This window comes from Streptomyces sp. NPDC056738, from assembly GCF_042790435.1.
Lineage (GTDB): Bacteria > Actinomycetota > Actinomycetes > Streptomycetales > Streptomycetaceae > Streptomyces.
The window spans coordinates 121360-139900 of sequence record NZ_JBHTZF010000010.1 but is presented as its reverse complement, the minus strand read 5'-3'; the positions used below and the strand labels follow the sequence as shown (position 1 = coordinate 139900).

Here is an 18541-nt window from a genome sequence, read left to right as displayed (position 1 = left end):
GCTTTCCGTGGTCCGGAAGGCGGCCCGCGATGCCCGACGGGGCCACCCGGCAGGCCGGGCGGGGTGGTTTCCGTCGCCCGGAGGGGCGGCGCGTGACACGGGGCGACGCGGCCCCGTATGCCGGGCCGGTCACGCGGCCCCCGGCCGGGGCGGCCTTCGTCGTCCGAAGGGTGCTCCCGCACTGTGGCCGCTCCCGCGACGCCGTACGGCGTCAGGGGTGGCTCTCGCATCCGGGCGAGGCCGTCGTGCCCGGTCCGGGACCGGGCGGGGTCATCGTCGGACCGTCAGCTCCCAGCGGATCTCGCCGTCGTGGAGTTCGTCCGTCGCGGTGAGTCCCGCCGCCGCGGCGACGGCCGCCGACGCGTGGTGATCGGGGTGGACATGGGCCACGACCGTGCGGACGGGGTACGTCCCGACCACGTGCCGGACCAGTGCCCCGGCCGCCTCCGACGCGTACCCGCGCCCCTGCCAGGGAGTGCCCACGACCCAGGCGACCTCCGCGGTCCCGCCCGAGACGGTCGCCTGGACCGTCCCCACCAGGCATCCCCGCTCCCGCTCCCGCAGCACCCAGTTGCACCACAGGACAGCGGGATCGGGCGAGCCCGCGACGAGACGCTCGTACCGGGCCCGCAGCGCCCGCGGAGTGTGCGGTTCCCCGCCGATGAACGTGTGCAGCGCCGGGTCCGACAGCACCCCGGCCATCTCCTCGGCGTGCTCGGCCCGCAACGGCAGGAGGTCGAGCCGGGCGGTGGCGAAGGATTCCGTGGGGTGGGGCACGAGGGGGAGCGTACGGGCTGGTGGGGCCGGGAACGCAATCAGCCGGTGACCTTTTCACAAGGTCACCGGCTGATCATTCAGGGTGAGTGACGGGACTTGAACCCGCGGCCACCTGGACCACAACCAGGTGCTCTACCAACTGAGCTACACCCACCATGTCCGGTCTTCTAGGTTTCCCTGACCGGCCGAGAAAAAGTGTACAGGGTTCTGAGGGGTGCTCGCGCACACCTTTTTCCGGGGCCCAGTAGGGCCCCGTCAAAGGCCTATTCGACGGGCAGGACGTGCCTGGCCGCGATGGTGCGGGCGGTGTCCGAGTCGGGCCCGGGCTGCGGGACGAAGATCGCCTCGCGGTAGTAGCGGAGCTCGGCGATGGACTCGCGGATGTCGGCCAGCGCGCGGTGGTTGCCGTTCTTCTCCGGGCTGTTGAAGTACGCCCGGGGGTACCAGCGGCGGGCCAGCTCCTTGACGGAGGAGACGTCCACGATGCGGTAGTGGAGATAGCTCTCCAGCGTGGACATGTCCCGCAGCAGGAAGCCGCGGTCCGTGCCGACGGAGTTCCCGCAGAGCGGGGCCTTGCCCGGCTCCTTGACGTGCTCGCGTACGTAGGAGAGGACCTGCTCCTCGGCGTCCGCCAGGGTCGTACCCCCGGCGAGCTCCTCCAGCAGGCCGGAGGCCGTGTGCATCTGGCGCACCACGTCCGGCATCGTCTCCAGGGCCGCGTCCGGCGGGCGGATCACGATGTCCACTCCTTCACCGAGCACGTTCAGCTCAGAGTCGGTGACCAGTGCGGCCACCTCGATGAGCGCGTCATCCGACAGCGAGAGTCCCGTCATCTCGCAGTCGATCCACACCATGCGATCGTTCATGTGTCTCACCCTACGGCCCGCTCCCTCCGGTTAACCCGCCCCTGCGTCCCGCCGGGGCGGCGGATCGCGCCGGATCCGGGCCCGCGGGCGACGGGGCCCGCATACGAAAGGAGCCCGCACCCGAAGGTGCGGGCCCCGCGCTGTCGCCGGCGCCGGACTACGGCGCGCTGCGCTGTCCCGGCAGGCTCGGCCTGCCCGCCGCGTACAGCTCCGCCCGCTCCCGCATCGCCTCCGCGGAGAGCGAGGCGGCCGCGCCCAGGCCGGCCGCCGCGGTGCGGCGGGTCTGCATCGGGACCGGGCCCGAGTGCTCCTGGTGCAGCGACGGCGGTGGTCCGACCGGACCCGTCGGGCCGTCCGGATCCGTGGACCGTTCGGCCTGCGGCCTGCGGGCGCGGTACGCCGCCCGGTACGCGGCCGGCGACGAGCCGAGCTGCCGCCGGAAGTGGCCCCGCAGCGCCACCGGCGAACGGAAGCCGCAGCGGCCCGCGACCTCGTCCACCGAGTAGTCGGACGTCTCCAGGAGACGCTGCGCCTGCAGGACGCGCTGAGTGATCAGCCACTGCAGGGGAGCGCTTCCGGTGAGCGAGCGGAACCGGCGGTCGAAGGTCCGGCGGCTCATGTAGGCGCGAGCCGCCAGCGTCTCGACGTCGAACTGCTCGTGGAGATGCTCCAGCGCCCAGGCGACGACCTCCGCGAGGGGGTCGGCGCCGATCTCCTCCGGCAGTGACCGGTCGAGATAGCGCTCCTGGCCTCCGGTGCGCCGCGGTGGGACCACCAGGCGCCGGGCGAGCGCGCCGGCCGCCTCGTTGCCGTGGTCCGTCCGCACGATGTGGAGACAGAGATCGATTCCGGCCGCCGTACCCGCCGAGGTCAGCACGTCGCCGTCGTCCACGAAGAGCTCGCGGGGGTCGACGTGCACCGACGGATAGCGCTTGGCCAGCGTCGGCGCGTACATCCAGTGGGTGGTCGCCGGACGGCCGTCCAGTAAACCGGCCGCGGCGAGCACGAAGGCACCGGTGCACAGCCCGACTATGCGGGCGCCTTCCTCATGGGCGCGGCGCAGTGCGTCGAGCGCCTCCTCCGGTGGTGGCGAGGTGATCGACCGCCAGGCGGGCACGACGACCGTGCCTGCCCTGGAGATCGCTTCCAGGCCATGTGGTGCGGTGAGTTCCAGGCCCCCTGTGGTCCGCAGCGGGCCTTCCTCGCCGGCACACACCAAAAGGCGGTAGCGCGGCACGCCGGCGTCCTGGCGGTCAATCCCGAACACCGACAGCGGAATGGAACTCTCGAAAATGGGGCCGCCGCTGAACAGCAGCACCGCGACGATCTCCTTGCGGCGTCGCCCGGACAGTTTCCGGGCCGCGGTTTCCGGCGCGGCAGTGGAGTCGTGGCTCATCCTGCTAAGCCCCCCTCGGTGGTCGCGGCTCCTCGGTTGTGTCGCTCCTGCACGTTTCCCCTCGGTCCTGCACGAGTCCCCCGCCGTAAGACAAGATCGAATCTACTGTGTCCCGTGGCGCCAAGGTGACCAGTTCGGTACTCCGCAGAATGTCGACATGGCAACTTGGCGTGAAGCATTCGATCACGAAGCGTTGCACTCGTGGGCGTCGCAGGGAAGTGCGCCTCGTGGCAGTGGCCAATCCACGTAGGGTGCGCGAGCCCTCCCAACCCCTTTAGGTGCAGGTCGAACGGGGGTTGGGGGGTCGTTCGAGCAAGGGATGAGCCACTACCGGAAGTTGGCTGAAAAGAAGCGTAGGTGTACGCGCAAACCGGTCAGTCGACCGGCTTGCCTCCCCCACTGTGACGAGCGCCTCGGTGAACTCCCGTGCCGTTCCCGCCCCGTGGGCCGCCCCGCGTCCCCGCCGGGTTCCCGCGCCCCGTGACCCCCGCGCTCCCCGTACCGCCCGGACCGCTCCTCCCGTGCCGTCCGCCCCGGCGCGGGGCCCGCCTGCGGGCGTGCGAGCGGGCCGCACCGCGCCGCTGATCGGCCAGGAGAGCCGCCCCCCGCTCGGACTGACGCAGCAGGATCACACAGACCCCGGTCACGGCGGCGAGACCGAGAGCCGTACCGGCCGCTCCGGCGAGCGAGCCGCCGCACCACAGGAGGACCGCCGGCACCAGGACGCAGGCGAAGGCCGCCCAGCGGACCACGTCGCTCACCGTGTCCACCGCGCCGGGCGCCGGGGGGCGCGAGGCGGAGCGTGTTCCCGATCGCGATCCGGAGTGTGATCCCGCGCGGGATCCGCGGGGTGGCGCGGGCGACGGGGAGGGGACGGGGCGAGCCCCTGGGGCGGGGGGTGCGGAGGGTGCGGAGGAACGCGGGGCGGTGTCGGGTCCGGACACGTACTGCTCCCTGGTGCTCCGGTGTTCTCCGTGCTCCCCACGGCGTGTGATCTCCACGGGGTGCCTTCGCGGCGACGGCTGCGACCGGTTCAACGCGTGTTCGACCCGCCGGTCACTGCCCGGCGGGTGGGGCGTGCGCCGGCAAGGGGGCCGCCAGGGGGCCGTCCGGTCCCGCGGGGCGACGGAACTCCCCGTTCCCGGGCGCCGGTGCAAATTCACGGGGGGCCTTGCGCAAACCGCCTGTACGGGGCACTAACCATTGCGTTACGGGCACCCTCTCGTGCATGCTCCCTGGAATGCCGCGTAAGGCGCGCGGGATCTGGGCAGAGGAGGCGTGCCGCCGTACCCTTGGGGGTATGGGGTTGGGAAGATGTTTCCCAGACACAGCTCTGCCGTTCGTTGTCGTCCCCACCACGAGGATCCAAACGCCGAGACACCCATGGCCGGTCACGAATTCTTCGATCCCGCGGACCGCAAGCGCCCGCTCGCCGATCCCACGGCGGCCGAGCCCCTGGCGGCGGAAGAACCCCGCCATTCCTGCGATCCCGCCTTCAAGCACGGCGTCGTCGTCGGTTTCGACGGTTCGACGTCCAGCGAGCGTGCCCTCGCCTACGCGATCGGGATGGCGCACCGCGCCGGCTCGGGCCTGATCATCGTCCATGTGGCCAACCGGCTGCCCACCACGGTGTGGGCGGGCTGCGAGCCGCCGGTCTTCGTCGACGTGCCCGACCACCGCACCGAGGTGCTGGGGCTCGAACTCGCCTGCGCCGAATACCTCTCCGAGGTGCCCTGGATCCTGGTCGAGCGCGGCGGCGACATCTGCCACGAACTCGAGGAAGTGGGGCGGGAGTACGAGGCGGACGCGATAGTGGTGGGCTCCACGCACGGCATCGTCGGGCGCATCTTCGGCTCGGTCGCCGGACGCCTCGCCAAGCGTGCCAAGCGCCCCGTCATCGTCATTCCCTGACGCCCGCTGCCGTCCGCGACGCGATCGCCGGGGTTCTCCGTGCGGTGAGTGAACCTACTGGCGCGTAGAGGTGTTTGTGCCTTTGTGAAGGGCATATACGGGACGCCGGTCCTACGCGGCGACCGGTACGGCGCAGCACAACTGCACAGGCATGAAGGGAGCCCGCCGTGGACAACGACGTCTCTGCGGGAAGCACCACCACCATCGTCGGAAGACTCGCGCTCGGCGTGACCCTGCTGGCCTTCGGCCTCGGGTACACCGACTTGATCGACGGAGTGACGGCGGCGGATGCCGTGTCACTGGCCCACTACGTAGGCGGCGTCGCGCTGTTCGTCGCCGGTCTGCTCGCTCTCCGCGACCGTGACACGGCCAACGGCACGGCCTTCACGGGAATCGGCGCCCTCTGGTTCACCTGGGCCGTCTCGGCCGGCGGCCAGGTCTCCGACAACGCGGCGGGACTCTTCCTGCTGCTCTTCGCGCTCGTCGTGCTCTCGCTCGCCCTCGCGGGCGGGGACACCCTCGGCCAGGGCGCCTACGGACTGTTCTTCGTCTCCCTGCTGCTTCTGGCCATCGGCCGCTTCGCGGACAGCGGCGTTCTGGGCAAGGCCGGCGGCTGGTTCGCCGTCGCGGCCGGCGCGGTCGCCTGGTACGCGGCGACCGCCGCTCTCGCCCACTGGCCCACCGCACTTCCGCGACGCGCCGCCGGCCGGGGGGTGACGGCCACCGGCTGACCTCGGCGCGGGCCGGGGTTTGGGCGGCTCCGGCCCTTGAAGAACGATCCCCGTGCGCGGGTGGTGCGCACGGGGATCGTCCATGTCCGGTCGCCGGCAGGGGACTTGCGCGGCGAGGGACGGGCGGGCGGGCCAACGGCCGGTGGTCCGCCCGGTGGTGACTACTCGACGGTGACGGACTTGGCCAGGTTGCGCGGCTTGTCGATGTCCCGGCCGAGCGCCAGCGCCGTGTGGTAGGCGAGGAGCTGGAGCGGGATGCCCATCAGGATCGGGTCGAGCTCGTCCTCGTTCTTCGGGACGACGATCGTCTGGTCGGCCTTCTCCTGGTGCTGGTGCGCGACCGCGAGGATCTGGCCGCTGCGGGCCTTGATCTCCTCCAGGGCGGCGCGGTTCTTCTCCAGCAGGTCGTCGTCGGGGACGATCGCGACCGTGGGGAGCGCCGGCTCGATGAGCGCCAGCGGACCGTGCTTGAGCTCGGAGGCCGGGTACGCCTCGGCGTGGATGTACGAGACCTCCTTGAGCTTCAGCGAGGCCTCACGGGCCACCGGGTAGCCCCGGACGCGGCCGATGAAGAGCATCGAGCGGGCCTCGGCGTACTGCTCGGCCAGCTTCTTGATCTCGTCCTCCTGCTCCAGGATCTCGGCGATCTGGGCGGGCAGCTTGCGCAGGCCCTCGATGATCCGCTTGCCGTCGCGGACCGAGAGGTCGCGGGTGCGGCCGAGGTGCAGGGCGAGCAGCGCGAAGGCGACGGTGGTGTTGGTGAAGCACTTCGTCGAGACGACGCAGACCTCGGGGCCGGCGTGCACGTACATGCCGCCGTCCGCCTCGCGGGCGATCGCCGAGCCGACGACGTTGACGACGCCGAGCACCCGGGCGCCCTTGCGCTTGAGCTCCTGCACGGCGGCCAGCACGTCGTAGGTCTCACCGGACTGGGAGACCGCGATGTAGAGGGTGTCGGGGTCGACGACCGCGTTGCGGTAGCGGAACTCGGAGGCCGGCTCGGCGTCCGCGGGGATGCGGGCCAGCTCCTCGATCATCTGGGCGCCGATCATGCCCGCGTGGTACGAGGTGCCGCAGCCGAGGATCTTCACGCGGCGCACGGCGCGCGCGTCGCGGGCGTCCAGGTTCAGGCCGCCGAGGTGCACGGTCGAGAACCGGTCGTCGATCCGGCCGCGCAGCACGCGGTCCACGGCCTCGACCTGCTCGTGGATCTCCTTGTGCATGTACGTGTCGTGGCCGCCCATGTCGTACGAGGCGGCCTCCCACTCGACGGTGGTCGGCTCGGAGGTCGTCCGGGTGCCCTCGGTGGTGTACGTCCGGAAGTCGTCGGCCTTGAGCGTGGCCATCTCGCCGTCGTCCAGCGTGACTATCTGGCGGGTGTGGGTGACCAGGGCGGCGATGTCCGAGGCGACGAACATCTCCTTCTCGCCGATGCCGAGCACGACGGGGGAGCCGTTTCGCGCCACCACGATGCGGTCGGGGAAGTCGGCGTGCATCACCGCGATGCCGTAGGTGCCCTCTATGACCCGCAGCGCCTCACGGACCTTGTCCTCCAGCTTCTCCTGCTGGGAGCGGGCGACCAGGTGGGTGAGCACCTCGGTGTCCGTCTCGGAGAGGAACTCGACGCCGTCGGCCTCGAGCTTCTTCCGCAGGTCGGAGGCGTTGTCGATGATGCCGTTGTGGACGACCGCGACCTTGTTGTCGGCGGACATGTGGGGGTGCGCGTTCACGTCGGAGGGGGCGCCGTGCGTGGCCCAGCGGGTGTGGGCGATGCCCGTCGTGCCGGCGAAGCGCTTGGGGACCTTCGCCTCCAGGTCGCGGACGCGGCCCTTCGCCTTGACCATCTTCAGGCCGGCCGACTTCGGCGAGGTCACGACTATGCCCGCCGAGTCGTAGCCGCGGTACTCCAGGCGCTGGAGGCCTTCGAGGAGCAGCGGGGTCACATCACGCCTGCCGATGTATCCGACGATTCCGCACATACAGGTAGATTCCCTCAGCCGTAAACGATGCGGCGCAGTTGCCTGAGCGTGAGCTCCGGCGGGGCGACCGCGCGATATTTCAGGTCCGCCTCGATCCGTTCGAAGATCGACGCGTTCACCAGGCCCTGGGCCTGGAGCTCACGGTGGCGGCGACGGACGAACTCCTGGGCCGTCTCGTCGAAATAGGCGAGAACGTCCTGGACCACCCGCAGCGCCTCACCCCGGTTCAGGGGCGTCGACCGCGTCAAATGATCAACGAGTTCGTCGTGCACCCGTTGATCCTGGGGCACGGAAAGACGATTCGCAAGAATCCTGCCCGATATCGGGCAAGCAGGTGTTGAATCTCTTATGGGCCGCTGTTTACAGACTGTCCACCCGGCGTCTTGCGCCCCGTCGATTGCCCGGAGCAACTTCAGGGGACATGGACACTCCACGCATGGGCGTACCCGAGCAGCTCGCCGAGAAGATGACCATGGCCGAGCAGCACGAGTACCTTCGCGCCAAATTTTCCCGGCGCAACATGATCAGAGGCGGCGCCGTGACCATCGGCGCCGTCGCGGGCGGCGCCTTCGTGCCCGGCGCGGCACAGGCCGCCGTCCCGGCGCAGCGGACGGCCGCTCCGGCCGCCACGGACAAGGTCGACGGCGCGCTCGTCGCCCCCTTCGGCCGCCACCTCGCCTTCGGCAACGACCCGCGCACCGAGATGACCGTCTCCTGGCAGGTGCCGGCCGCGGTCAGCAAGCCCTACATCCGCATCGGCGCCCACCCCTGGGACCTCTCGCGCAAGATCGAGGCCGAGGTGCGCACCCTGTACACCCCGGCCGGCGTAGGTGCGAGCGGCGACCACACCCAGTACTACCTGCACGCCAAGCTCACCCACCTGCGCCCCGGCAGGACCTACTACTACGGTGTCGGCCACGCGGGCTTCGACCCGGCCCAGCCCCACCTCCTCGGCACGCTCGGCACCTTCACCACCGCGCCCGACCGCGCCGAGCCCTTCACCTTCACCGCCTTCGGCGACGAGGGCGTCGGCTACCACGGCCTCGCCAACGACGCCCTGCTGCTCGCCCAGAACCCCGCCTTCCACCTGCACGCGGGCGACATCGCGTACGCGGACCCGGCCGGCCAGGGCAAGACCGCCGACACCGGCTTCGACTCGCGCATCTGGGACCAGTTCCTCGCCCAGACCGAGACGGTCGCCAAGCAGGTGCCGTGGATGCCGGCCTACGGCAACCACGACATGGAGGCCTGGTACTCGCCCAACGGCTACGGCGGCGAGGAGGCCCGCTGGACGCTTCCGGACAACGGACCCGACAAGGCCAACCTGCCCGGCGTCTACTCCTTCGTCCACGGCAACACGGCGATCATCTCGCTCGACGCCAACGACATCTCCTTCGAGATCCCGGCCAACCTCGGCATCTCCGGCGGCACCCAGACCAAGTGGCTGGAGGCCCAGCTCAAGAAGTTCCGTGCCTCGAAGGACATCGACTTCGTGGTGATCTTCTTCCACCACTGCGCTTACTGCACCTCCACGGCGCACGCCTCGGAGGGGGGTGTGCGACAGGAGTGGGTGCCGCTGTTCGAGAAGTACAGCGTCGACCTGGTGATCAACGGCCACAACCACCAGTACGAGCGCACCGACGTCATCAAGGGGAACGCGGTCACCAAGAAGCTCCCGATCGGCGGCACGGCGTACACCGAGACCGAGGGTGTCGTGTACGTGACGGCGGGCGCGGCCGGCCGCAGCCTGTACGCGTTCACCGCCCCCGAGTCCTACGAGGGCAAGGAGAACGAGGTCGAGTCCGTCGCCTCCTTCGTCAACCTCAAGGACGGCAAGCAGAACGAGACGGTCACCTGGTCGCGCGTGCGCTACCTCAACTACTCGTTCCTGCGCGTCGACGTCCAGCCGGCCGCGAAGGGACGCCTGGCCACGCTGAAGGTCCGCGGCATCGCCGAGACCGGTGCCGAGGTGGACCACTTCACGATCGCGCGCCGGGCCAAGTAGCCCCGGGCCCGAGCGGGTACGCCGGCGAGGGATCCACAGGTACGCCCGGAAGGCGGGGCGTACCGCCTCCCTGACCGGCGGCCGGTCCCCGCGCGGCGGTCCTCGTCCGCCCGTTCCTACAGGCGTTTGAGGACCGCCTGCTTGGCCAGGGCGAACTCCTCGTCCGTCAGGACGCCCTCCTTGCGCAGCTCGCCCAGTTCGCGCAGCCTGCGCAGGAGGGCGTCGTGGTCGGCCTCCGGCCCCGGCCCGGCGGCGGCCTCCAGGGCCGGCTCCTCGTCCGTCCGGTCCTCCACGGACGCCGGATGCGGAAGCCGCACCTGCACGGCCGCGGCGAGCAGCGCCATCAGCGGGTCCCGCTTGAAGCCCCACAGCTCAACGGAGTTGGGGTCGTACTTCGGCGGCGCCTTGGTGTCGGCGCCGCGCACGGTGAAGCGAAGACAGCCGTTCTCCAGCCCGGCCGCGGGCCGCCACTCGACGGCCGATATCTCCGCGAGCGCGAGCGTCCGGGCACCCGCCGCGGACTTCGCCTCCTCCGTCTTCCAGTTCCACTCCAGGCGTACGCGCTCGCCGTCGAAGCTCGCCGTGCCGTCCCCCGCGGACGCGGACAGCGGCACCGGCGGGCCGGGCAGCAGATAGCCGTCGACCGGGCCCGTGGGGACCTGGTCGAGGAGCAGCGCGCCGCGCACCTCGTCCACGAGGTACTCGGCGACGCCGAACCGGTCGGCCTCCACCGTGAGCCGGTACGGGTCGTTCGGCTCCGCGAGCTTGCCGCCCGTCGACTGCAGCAGCGGGTCGGCGCCGTCGCGCAGCCGGAGCCTGAGCCGCCCGGCCTTCCTGCCCTGCTCCAGCGAGATGCCCGCCAACGCGTGCAGCGGCACGGTGAGTTCACCCAGTGTCCGGCGCAGCAGGCTGACGTTCTTGTCCCGTCCCGGGGTCAGCCGCAGAGTGTCGCCGTCGAAGATCCACGTGCCGTCCCGCTGGATGATTTCCGCCATGGGGAGGATTGTTCCACCGCGACTGAGGCAGAGTGGTCTCGACCAATTCGAGGATCGACCACAACGAAGGGCACGGCGCAGGAAACGGCCGAGGACGGGCCGGGAGAGCCTGCGCCGGGCACCGAAGGGAGCGCATGTGAGACAGCACCACAGAACGCCCCGCCTTCTCGGTACGCTGCTGCTCGTGGCGGCGGCCGGCTTCTCCCTCGCCGGCGCGGCACCGCACACCCGGGCCGCCGCCGCCCCGCTGGGCCGCGTCGTCCCGGCCCCCGCCTCCGTCGAGCCGGGCGGAGCCCCGTACCGCGTCACGGGAGACACCCGCATCCGTGTCGACGACTCGCGCGCGGTCCGCGCGGTCGGCGAGTACCTCGCGGGCATCCTGCGGCCCTCCACCGGCTACCGGCTGCCGGTCGCCTCGCACGGCCCCGGAGCGATCCGGCTCCGGCTCGGCGGCAAGGGGCTCGGCACCGAGGGCTACCGCCTCGACAGCGGCTCCTCGGGCGTGACCATCACGGCCGGCGAGCCCGCGGGCCTCTTCCACGGCGTCCAGACCCTGCGGCAGCTCCTGCCCGCCGCCGTCGAGAAGGACTCCGTCCAGCGCGGCCCCTGGCTGATCGCCGGCGGCACCATCGAGGACACACCCCGCTACGCCTACCGCGGGGCCATGCTCGACGTCTCCCGCCACTTCTTCACCGTGGCCCAGGTCGAGCGGTACATCGACGAACTGGCGCTCTACAAGGTCAACAAGCTGCATCTGCACCTGAGTGACGACCAGGGCTGGCGCATCGCGGTCGACTCCTGGCCCCGGCTCGCGGCCCACGGCGGCTCCACCCAGGTCGGCGGCGGACACGGCGGCTTCTACACCAAGGCCGACTACCGCCGGATCGTCCGGTACGCCTCCTCGCGCTATCTGGAGGTCGTCCCCGAGATCGACATGCCCGGACACACCAACGCCGCCCTCGCCTCGTACGCGCGACTGAACTGCGACGGAGTCGCGCCGGACCTCTACACCGGCACCGACGTCGGCTTCAGCTCGCTGTGCGTGGGCAAGCCGGTGACGTACGACTTCGTGGACGACGTCATCCGGGAGCTGGCCGCGCTCACCCCCGGCGGGTACCTCCACATCGGCGGCGACGAGGCGCACTCCACCAGCCACGCCGACTACGTGACCTTCATGGACAAGGTGCAGCCCCTCGTCGCCAAGTACGGCAAGAAGGTCATGGGCTGGCACCAGCTCACCGGGGCGGACCCGGCCAAGGGCGCCCTCGCGCAGTACTGGGGGCTCGACGACACCGGTGCCGAGGAGAAGGCGCAGGTCGCCGCGGCCGCGCGGAACGGGACCGGGCTCGTGCTGTCGCCCGCGGACCGGCTCTACCTCGACATGAAGTACACCGCCGACACCCCGCTCGGGCAGGACTGGGCCGGACTGGTGGAAGTGCGGCGCTCCTACGACTGGGACCCGGGGAGCTACCTTCCCGGCGTGCCCGCCCAGGCCGTCAAGGGCGTCGAGGCGCCGCTGTGGACGGAGACGATCCAGAGCTCCGCGGACATCGACGTCATGGCCTTCCCGAGGCTGCCCGGGGCCGCCGAACTCGGCTGGTCCCCCGCCGCCACGCACGACTGGGACACCTACAAGGTGCGCCTCGCCGCCCAGGCGCCGCGCTGGGACGCCCTCGGCATCGCGTACTACCGCTCGCCCCAGGTCCCCTGGCCGGCCCGGTAGGGCGGACGCCGACGGGCGCCCCGGAGGACCGTCTCCGGGGCGCCCGCCCGTCTGTGGAGCCCCGCGCGGGGCCCGGGTGCTCAGAACCCGGCGATCGGGTTCTTCAGGGTGCCGACCAGTTGCAGCGCGCCCGAGGGATCCGCCAGGTCGACCATCTGCCGGTTGTCGCGGAGCTGGAGCCGGTTGAGGCAGGACAGCGCGAACTCGGGCGCGAACAGGTCGTACTGCCGGAACTTGTCCTGGAGTTCGGGCGTCGCCTCCTGGTACGCGCGCACCGACTCGGCGACCGTCCGCCAGAAGTCCTCCTCGGCGAGGACACCCTCCTCCGCGAGCTGGGCGGCCAGGAAGCGGAAGAAGCAGTCGAAGACGTCCGTGAAGATGGACAGCAGCTTCGTGTCCTCGGGGACGTCGACGCGGATCCGCTCCACCGCGGGCGGCAGCACCGCCTGCGGGTCCATGACCACGATCTCCTCGGCGATGTCCTTGTAGACCGCCCGCCGCACCGCCCCGTCCTCCAGGACGAGGATGACGTTCTCGCCGTGCGGCATGTAGACCAGGTCGTACGCGTAGAAGCTGTGCAGGAGCGGGGTGAGGTAGGCGCGCAGATAGCCGCGCAGCCACTCCTCCGGCGCGAGGCCCGACCGCTCGATCAGCGCGGCCGCGAACGAGGCGCCCTCGTGGTCGACATGGACGAGGGACGCCATCGTCGCCAGGGACTCGCCCTCGCCCAGCGAGGGGACCGGGCTCTCCCGCCACAGCGCGGCGAGCATCTTGCGGTACGGGGAGTACCGGTCGGTGGCCGCCTCGTACTCCAGATGCCGGTAGCCGACGGCCGCCCGCTCACGGATGACCGACAGGCCGGTGGACTTCAGCACCGGGTCGCTCTCGACGAGCTGGACCAGCCAGTCGTTGATGGCCGGGGTCGCCTCCATGTAGGCGGCGGACAGACCCCGCATGAAGCCCATGTTCAGCACGCTCAGCGCCGTCTTCACGTAGTGCTTGTGCGGGCTGCTGGTGTTGAAGAACGTCCGGATGGACTGCTGGGCCAGGTACTCGTCGTCGCCCTCGCCGAGACAGACCAGGCGCCGCTGGGCGACCTCGGCCGCGAACGTCACGGACAGCTTGTTCCACCACTGCCAGGGGTGCACGGGTATGAGGAGGTAGTCCTCGGGGTCGAGACCCTGTCCGCGCAGGATCCCGTCGAACCGCTCGACCGTCTCCGCGCCCAGCTCGCCCCGCACGAAGGACTCGTACGTGATGCCGACGCCCGCCGTGAACGCGGCGCGCGAGCGGTGCGCGGCCAGCCACACCAGCCGGACCGGGTGCGCGGTCTCGGGTGCGTAGGCGAGGTAGTCGTGCACACCGAAGCCCAGCCGCCCGTTGTTGGCGACGAAGCACGGGTGGCCCTCGGTCATGCCGGTCTCGATGGCCTGGAAGCCCGCGCCGGCCAGTTCGCGGACCGGGATCCGAGGCTTGGTGAGCTTGTAGCAGGTGCCCGCCAGGGTGGAGGAGATCTCCTCCAGGTAGACCGGCAGGATCTCGTCGCTCAGGCCGAGCGATGTCCTCAGCTCGATGATGAAGTCCAATGCCGACAGAGGGAGTTCGGCGCCGTCGCGGTGCCGGGTGATGGACTCGGCGGCCACCTGCCAGTGGTCGAGCAGGTGCCGGGTCGCGGTGAACCGGTAGCTCGTCAGTCCGTCGTCGCCGAGGACCTCGTAGCGGCCGTCGGGCAGGACGCGCGGGGTGATCAGCCGCTCGTGGGCGAACTCGGCGAGCGCCTTGCGCAGAAGGAGACGGTTGGCGTGGGCCCAGTGGTCGGGGGAGAGGTGGGCGACGCTCTCGGCGGGGGTCACGCGGCCACCGCCTTCGCGAACTGCTCCCGGGTGCAGAAGCTCAGCAACGCCTTCTTCTCCGGCTTCTGGATCTCCTCGACGGGCACGAAACCGACGGCCTCGTTGAGGGCGTGCACGGCCGTGTTGGCCACGTCGGGCTCGACGACGACGCGTTCGGTCGCCGGGTCGGCGAACAGGTGCTCCATCACCGAGGTGATCACGGCCCGGGTGAAACCGTGCACGGGGGTGTCGCTCGGGGCGACGAGGAAGTGCATGCCGACATCGCCCGGCTCCGGCTCGTACAGGCCGACGAGTTCGACGTACCGGGGGTCGTAACGCTCCATCAGGAAGACGGGCTCGCCGTCCAGGAGACCGAGGAAGGCGTCGTGGTGGTCACTGGCGGCGATGGCCATGTACTCGCGCTCCACGTCGTGCAGTCTCGCCTCCTGCATCATCCAGAAGGCGGCCTTGGGGTGGGTCACCCACCGGTGGAGCACCGGCGCGTCCTCGACCGGGTCGAGGGGGCGGACGGTGAAGGTGCCGATGGCGCTGGCGGTGGTCATACGGTGAACTCCTGGAACGCGATGGTCTTCTCGACCGGGTAGTACTCGGTGCCGAGCAGCTCGCGGATGATGGACGCGTTGCGGTACGGGCCCATGCCGAGGTCCGGCGAGGTGATCGAGTGGGTGTGGACGCCCGCGTTCTGCAGGAAGATCCCACCGCCCGTGACGTCGATGGCGTAGTTGCGGGCCACGTCGAAGTTGCCCTGGGTGTCGTAGCGGAGCCGGTCGCGGACCGGTGCGAGGAACGCGGGCTCGGCGTAGCGGTAGCCGGTGGCCAGCACGAGGCCCGTCGAGCGCAGCTCGTAGTCCTTGCCCTGCTCCTGCTGGCGGAACCCGAGGGTGTACGTGCCCTCGTCGTACCGCGCGCTCTCCAGCGAGGAGTTGGTCAGCAGCCGGGCGGGGACCGGGCCGCCGAGGTTCTTCTGGTAGAGCAGGTCGAAGATCGCGTCGATCAGCTCCCCGTCGATGCCCTTGAACAGGCCCTTCTGCTCCGACTGGAGGCGGTAGCGGGTCGCCTCGGGCAGCGCGTGGAAGTAGTCGATGTACTCCGGGGAGGTCATCTCCAGGGTGAGCTTGGTGTATTCGAGGGGGAAGAAGCGCGGCGAGCGGGTCACCCAGTTCAGCCGGTAGCCGTGGACGTCGATCTCGCCGAGCAGGTCGAGGAAGATCTCGGCGGCGGACTGGCCGCTGCCGACCAGGGTGATCGAGTCCTTGGCCTGGAGCTCCCGCTTGTGCTGCATGTAGCGGGAGTTGTGGATGAAGTCGCCGCCGAGGCCGGCGCAGGGGTCCGGGACGTGGGGCGAGGTGCCGGTGCCGAGGACCAGGTGCCGGGCGCGGAACAGCTCACCGGCCTCGGTCCGTACGGTGTACACCTCGTCCTCGTACGTCACCTCCGCGACCGTCGTCCCGAAGCGGACGCTGCTCAGCCTGGACGCGGCCCACCGGCAGTAGTCGTCGTACTCGACGCGCAGCGGGTAGAAGTTCTCCCGGATGTAGAACGAGTACAGCCGGCCCGATTCCTTCAGGTAGTTGAGGAAGGAGTACGGGGAGGTCGGGTCGGCGAGGGTCACCAGGTCCGACATGAACGGCGTCTGCAGGTGCGCGCCCTCCAGGAACATGCCGGAGTGCCACTCGAAGTGGGGCTTCGACTCCAGGAAGACACCGCTGAGTTCGGTGATCGGCTCGGTGAGGCAGGCGAGGCCGAGGTTGAAGGGCCCGAGCCCGATTCCCACGAAGTCGTAGGTGATGTCCGTGGATTCAGCAAGCGCGGTCAAGGGACTCTCCCAGGTACTGCTCGGCGTGGCCGGCGATCAGGTCGAGGACGGCGGCGACGTCGTCCTGTGTGGTCTCGGGGTTGAGCAAGGTGAACTTCAGGTAGTGGCGTCCGCCGACCTTGGTGCCCGCGACGACGGCGTCTCCGGAGGCGAACAGGGCCTTGCGGGCGTACAGGTTGGCGCGGTCGATCTCGGCCGGGTCGGTGACCGCGGCCGGGATGTACCGGAAGACCAGGGTGGACAGCGAGGGCCGTACGACGACGTCGAAGCGGGGGTCGGCGGCGAGTAGTTTCCAGCCCTCGGCCGCCAGGTCGCAGACCTCGTCGAAGAGTTCGCCGATGCCGTCGGCGCCCATGACGCGCAGGGTCATCCACAGCTTGAGGGCGTCGAAGCGGCGGGTGGTCTGGAGGGACTTGTCGACCTGGTTGGGGATGCGCTCGGCGACCATGCGGCGCGGGTTGAGGTACTCCGCGTGGTAGGTCGCGTGGCGCAGGGTCGCGACGTCGCGGACCAGTACGGCCGAGGAACTCACGGGCTGGAAGAAGGACTTGTGGTAGTCCACGGTGACGGAGTCGGCGCGCTCGATGCCGTCGAGGCGGTCCCGGTTCTTCAGCGAGGTGAGCAGTCCGCAGCCGTAGGCCGCGTCCACGTGCATCCAGGCGCCGAACTGGGCGCACAGTTCGGCGATCTCGGGCAGCGGGTCGATGGAGCCGAAGTCGGTTGTGCCCGCGGTGGCGACGACGGCCATGGGCACGAGGCCGTCCCGCCGGCAGCGCTCCAGCTCGTGGGCGAGGGCGACGGTCTGCATCCGCTTGTCGTGGTCGACGGGGACCGAGACGACGGCGTCGGGGGCGAGGCCGAGGAGCTTGGCCGACTTCTTGACGCTGAAGTGGCTGACCTCGGAGGCGAAGATCCGCAGATCGGCGAGGTTCTCCGCCTTGGCCTCCTCGCGGGCCAGGAGCAGGGCCTGGAGGTTGGACTGGCTGCCGCCGCTGGTGAACACCCCGTCGGCGGCCGGGCCCAGACCGATGCGCTCGTTCGTCCAGTCGATGAGCCTGCGCTCGATGAGGGTGCCGCCGGCCGACTGGTCCCAGGTGTCCAGCGAGGAGTTGACGGCGGACAGGACGGCCTCGCCGAGCAAGGCCGGGATGACGACCGGGCAGTTGAGGTGGGCGAGGTAGCGCGGGTGGTGGAAGTAGACCGCGTCCCGCAGGTAGACCTCCTCCAGCTCGTCGAGGACGGCCGTGGCGTCGTGCAGGGGCTTGTCGAGGTCGATCCCCTCGATGCGGGGGGCGAGTTCGTCGACCGTGACACCTGTGAACGGGCGGTCGGTGGCGGCGAGTCTGGCGGCCACCCGCTCGACCCCTTCCGTCACGGAGCGCCGGTACCGGTCCGCGGTGGTGTCGTTGAGCAGGTGCGAGCGCATGTGGGGGTCCTCCGTGCGGGGAGACAGTCCGAGCGGGACACGGGAAAGGGCGAGGTCGCGACGTTCGACTTAGGTTAGCCTAACCTAAGTTTCTTGCGCTTCCCCGCCCTTCCTCCTTCTTCGTGACGTACGCCTCTTCGTGAAGCGCCCGATCGTGCGGAGGGGCTGAACTACTCGCCCCGTTCCCGCAGTTGTTCCTCCGTCAGGCCCTGGCGCCAGTACCCGACGAAGGTGACCCGGCGGCGGTCGAGGCCGCGCTCGCGCACCAGGTGGCGGCGCAGTTCCCGTACGCATCCGGACTCGCCGGCGATCCAGGCGTAGGGGGCCTCGGCGGGCGGGAGATGCGCCGACCGCAGGGCGTCGAGCGCCAGGGGGCGCTCCCGGGCGCAGTGGTCGTCACCGACCAGCCAGGTGATCTCGGCGTCGGCCGGGGTGGCCAGGTCCTGGATGTCGCCCGCGTGCGGGACCTCCAGCCAGGCCCGCACCGGCACTCCCGCCGGGAGCGATTCGAGGATCGCGGAGACCGCGGGAAGGGCCGTCTCGTCGCCCCACAGGACCACCAGGTCGGCGTCCGCGGGCGGCCGGAAGCGGATGGCCCGGTTGTCCGCCACGGCGGGACCCAGCAGGACCACCCGGTCGCCGGGCGCGGCGCCGGACGCCCAGCGCGAGGCGGGTCCGGCGGGAGCGGCCGCGCCCGGCTCCAGGCCGTGCAGCGCGAAGTCGATGTCGATCTCGTCGGGGTCGCGGCGCAGGGCCCGCAGGGTGTACGAGCGCATCACCGCCCGTACGTCGTCGGGCAGTTCGCGCCAGCCCTGCCACCAGTTGTCGCCGAGCTCGACCGGGACGGCCGGCTCGATCTGGCCGGGGTGCGGGAGGAACAGCGACAGGGACTGGTCACGCCCGTCGGAGTGGAAGTCCCGCAGGTCGGGTCCGCCGAAGGTCACCCGGACCAGAGACGGGCCGAGCCGCCTCGTCCGTACGACCCGGAGGGTGAAGAAACGGAACGGGGCGGCTACGGCCGTCGTCATGCGTGCTCCTGAGTGATCGTCAGGGTGTCACCGCT

The 18541-nt window shown here is 70.6% G+C and carries 15 protein-coding genes and 1 tRNA gene; 4 read left to right on the top strand and 12 right to left on the bottom strand.

The features are described 5' to 3' along the window. Positions 1-270: 270 nt before the first annotated feature. The 4 genes from ACFRIC_RS25795 to ACFRIC_RS25780 form a co-directional block, all read right to left on the bottom strand. The gene (locus ACFRIC_RS25795) at positions 271-777 is read right to left on the bottom strand and encodes a GNAT family N-acetyltransferase (RefSeq protein ID WP_382789917.1); all 507 of its coding nucleotides are present in this window, start codon (positions 775-777) and stop codon (positions 271-273) included. An 81-nt stretch (positions 778-858) separates the two neighbouring features. Next, positions 859-931: transfer RNA gene (locus ACFRIC_RS25790), tRNA-His, on the bottom strand. Between the two features lie 109 nt (positions 932-1040). After that, entirely contained in the window at positions 1041-1643 is a 603-nt protein-coding gene (gene orn / locus ACFRIC_RS25785) for an oligoribonuclease (protein WP_339129500.1), read from the bottom strand. Positions 1644-1800: 157 nt separating this feature from the next. Continuing rightward, entirely contained in the window at positions 1801-3039 is a 1239-nt protein-coding gene (locus tag ACFRIC_RS25780; protein ID WP_382789912.1) for a helix-turn-helix domain-containing protein, read from the bottom strand. Positions 3040-4422: 1383 nt separating this feature from the next. On the opposite strand from ACFRIC_RS25780, the gene ACFRIC_RS25775 reads away from it, so the two are divergent. Continuing rightward, complete coding sequence (locus ACFRIC_RS25775; RefSeq protein WP_382789909.1) at positions 4423-4950, top strand: universal stress protein; 528 nt, start codon at positions 4423-4425, stop codon at positions 4948-4950. A 167-nt stretch (positions 4951-5117) separates the two neighbouring features. Then, the gene (locus ACFRIC_RS25770) at positions 5118-5681 is read left to right on the top strand and encodes a GPR1/FUN34/YaaH family transporter (RefSeq protein WP_382789906.1); all 564 of its coding nucleotides are present in this window, start codon (positions 5118-5120) and stop codon (positions 5679-5681) included. 161 nt (positions 5682-5842) lie between these two features. On the opposite strand, the gene glmS is transcribed toward ACFRIC_RS25770, so the two are convergent. Together glmS and ACFRIC_RS25760 are read right to left on the bottom strand one after the other, a co-directional pair. Further along, entirely contained in the window at positions 5843-7660 is a 1818-nt protein-coding gene (glmS, locus tag ACFRIC_RS25765) for a glutamine--fructose-6-phosphate transaminase (isomerizing) (RefSeq protein ID WP_382789904.1), read from the bottom strand. Between the two features lie 14 nt (positions 7661-7674). After that, complete coding sequence (locus tag ACFRIC_RS25760) at positions 7675-7932, bottom strand: hypothetical protein (RefSeq protein WP_037619090.1); 258 nt, start codon at positions 7930-7932, stop codon at positions 7675-7677. 164 nt (positions 7933-8096) lie between these two features. Here ACFRIC_RS25760 and ACFRIC_RS25755 point away from each other — a divergent pair, with 164 nt between their 5' ends. Then, the gene (locus ACFRIC_RS25755) at positions 8097-9665 is read left to right on the top strand and encodes a fibronectin type III domain-containing protein (RefSeq protein WP_382789901.1); all 1569 of its coding nucleotides are present in this window, start codon (positions 8097-8099) and stop codon (positions 9663-9665) included. Between the two features lie 116 nt (positions 9666-9781). Here the strand turns inward: ACFRIC_RS25755 and ACFRIC_RS25750 are convergent, their stop codons facing one another. Beyond that, entirely contained in the window at positions 9782-10660 is an 879-nt protein-coding gene (locus ACFRIC_RS25750) for a DUF4429 domain-containing protein (protein WP_382789898.1), read from the bottom strand. A 136-nt stretch (positions 10661-10796) separates the two neighbouring features. On the opposite strand from ACFRIC_RS25750, the gene ACFRIC_RS25745 reads away from it, so the two are divergent. Continuing rightward, positions 10797-12383, top strand: a complete 1587-nt coding sequence (locus ACFRIC_RS25745; protein ID WP_382789895.1) for a beta-N-acetylhexosaminidase — start codon at positions 10797-10799, stop codon at positions 12381-12383. Between the two features lie 80 nt (positions 12384-12463). On the opposite strand, the gene ACFRIC_RS25740 is transcribed toward ACFRIC_RS25745, so the two are convergent. The 5 genes from ACFRIC_RS25740 to ACFRIC_RS25720 form a co-directional block, all read right to left on the bottom strand. Continuing rightward, positions 12464-14236: an IucA/IucC family protein gene (locus tag ACFRIC_RS25740; protein ID WP_382789893.1), complete on the bottom strand. Its 1773-nt coding sequence runs from the start codon at positions 14234-14236 to the stop codon at positions 12464-12466. After that, positions 14233-14778, bottom strand: coding sequence for a GNAT family N-acetyltransferase (locus tag ACFRIC_RS25735; protein ID WP_382789890.1), 546 nt, complete (start codon positions 14776-14778; stop codon positions 14233-14235). The genes ACFRIC_RS25740 and ACFRIC_RS25735 overlap by 4 nt, the downstream gene beginning before the upstream one ends. Next, positions 14775-16052 carry a lysine N(6)-hydroxylase/L-ornithine N(5)-oxygenase family protein gene (locus ACFRIC_RS25730; RefSeq protein ID WP_382789887.1) on the bottom strand — a complete coding sequence of 426 codons (1278 nt, stop codon included), beginning with the start codon at positions 16050-16052 and terminating at the stop codon, positions 14775-14777. The genes ACFRIC_RS25735 and ACFRIC_RS25730 overlap by 4 nt, the downstream gene beginning before the upstream one ends. Further along, a complete protein-coding gene (gene desA, locus ACFRIC_RS25725) occupies positions 16036-17478 on the bottom strand; it encodes a lysine decarboxylase DesA (protein WP_382789884.1) in 1443 nt (480 codons plus the stop codon). The genes ACFRIC_RS25730 and desA overlap by 17 nt, the downstream gene beginning before the upstream one ends. A gap of 170 nt (positions 17479-17648) precedes the next feature. Further along, positions 17649-18506: a siderophore-interacting protein gene (locus tag ACFRIC_RS25720; protein ID WP_382789882.1), complete on the bottom strand. Its 858-nt coding sequence runs from the start codon at positions 18504-18506 to the stop codon at positions 17649-17651. Positions 18507-18541: the final 35 nt, after the last annotated feature.

What these genes read in the sequence shown, in the direction of transcription:
- orn (WP_339129500.1), bottom strand. Translation starts at nt 1,643, where the DNA reads ATGAACGATCGCATGGTGTGGATCGACTGCGAGATGACGGGACTCTCG.
- ACFRIC_RS25780 (WP_382789912.1), bottom strand. Translation starts at nt 3,039, where the DNA reads ATGAGCCACGACTCCACTGCCGCGCCGGAAACCGCGGCCCGGAAACTG.
- ACFRIC_RS25775 (WP_382789909.1), top strand. Translation starts at nt 4,423, where the DNA reads ATGGCCGGTCACGAATTCTTCGATCCCGCGGACCGCAAGCGCCCGCTC.
- glmS (WP_382789904.1), bottom strand. Translation starts at nt 7,660, where the DNA reads ATGTGCGGAATCGTCGGATACATCGGCAGGCGTGATGTGACCCCGCTG.
- ACFRIC_RS25755 (WP_382789901.1), top strand. Translation starts at nt 8,097, where the DNA reads ATGGGCGTACCCGAGCAGCTCGCCGAGAAGATGACCATGGCCGAGCAG.
- ACFRIC_RS25750 (WP_382789898.1), bottom strand. Translation starts at nt 10,660, where the DNA reads ATGGCGGAAATCATCCAGCGGGACGGCACGTGGATCTTCGACGGCGAC.
- ACFRIC_RS25735 (WP_382789890.1), bottom strand. Translation starts at nt 14,778, where the DNA reads ATGACCACCGCCAGCGCCATCGGCACCTTCACCGTCCGCCCCCTCGAC.
- desA (WP_382789884.1), bottom strand. Translation starts at nt 17,478, where the DNA reads ATGCGCTCGCACCTGCTCAACGACACCACCGCGGACCGGTACCGGCGC.
- ACFRIC_RS25720 (WP_382789882.1), bottom strand. Translation starts at nt 18,506, where the DNA reads ATGACGACGGCCGTAGCCGCCCCGTTCCGTTTCTTCACCCTCCGGGTC.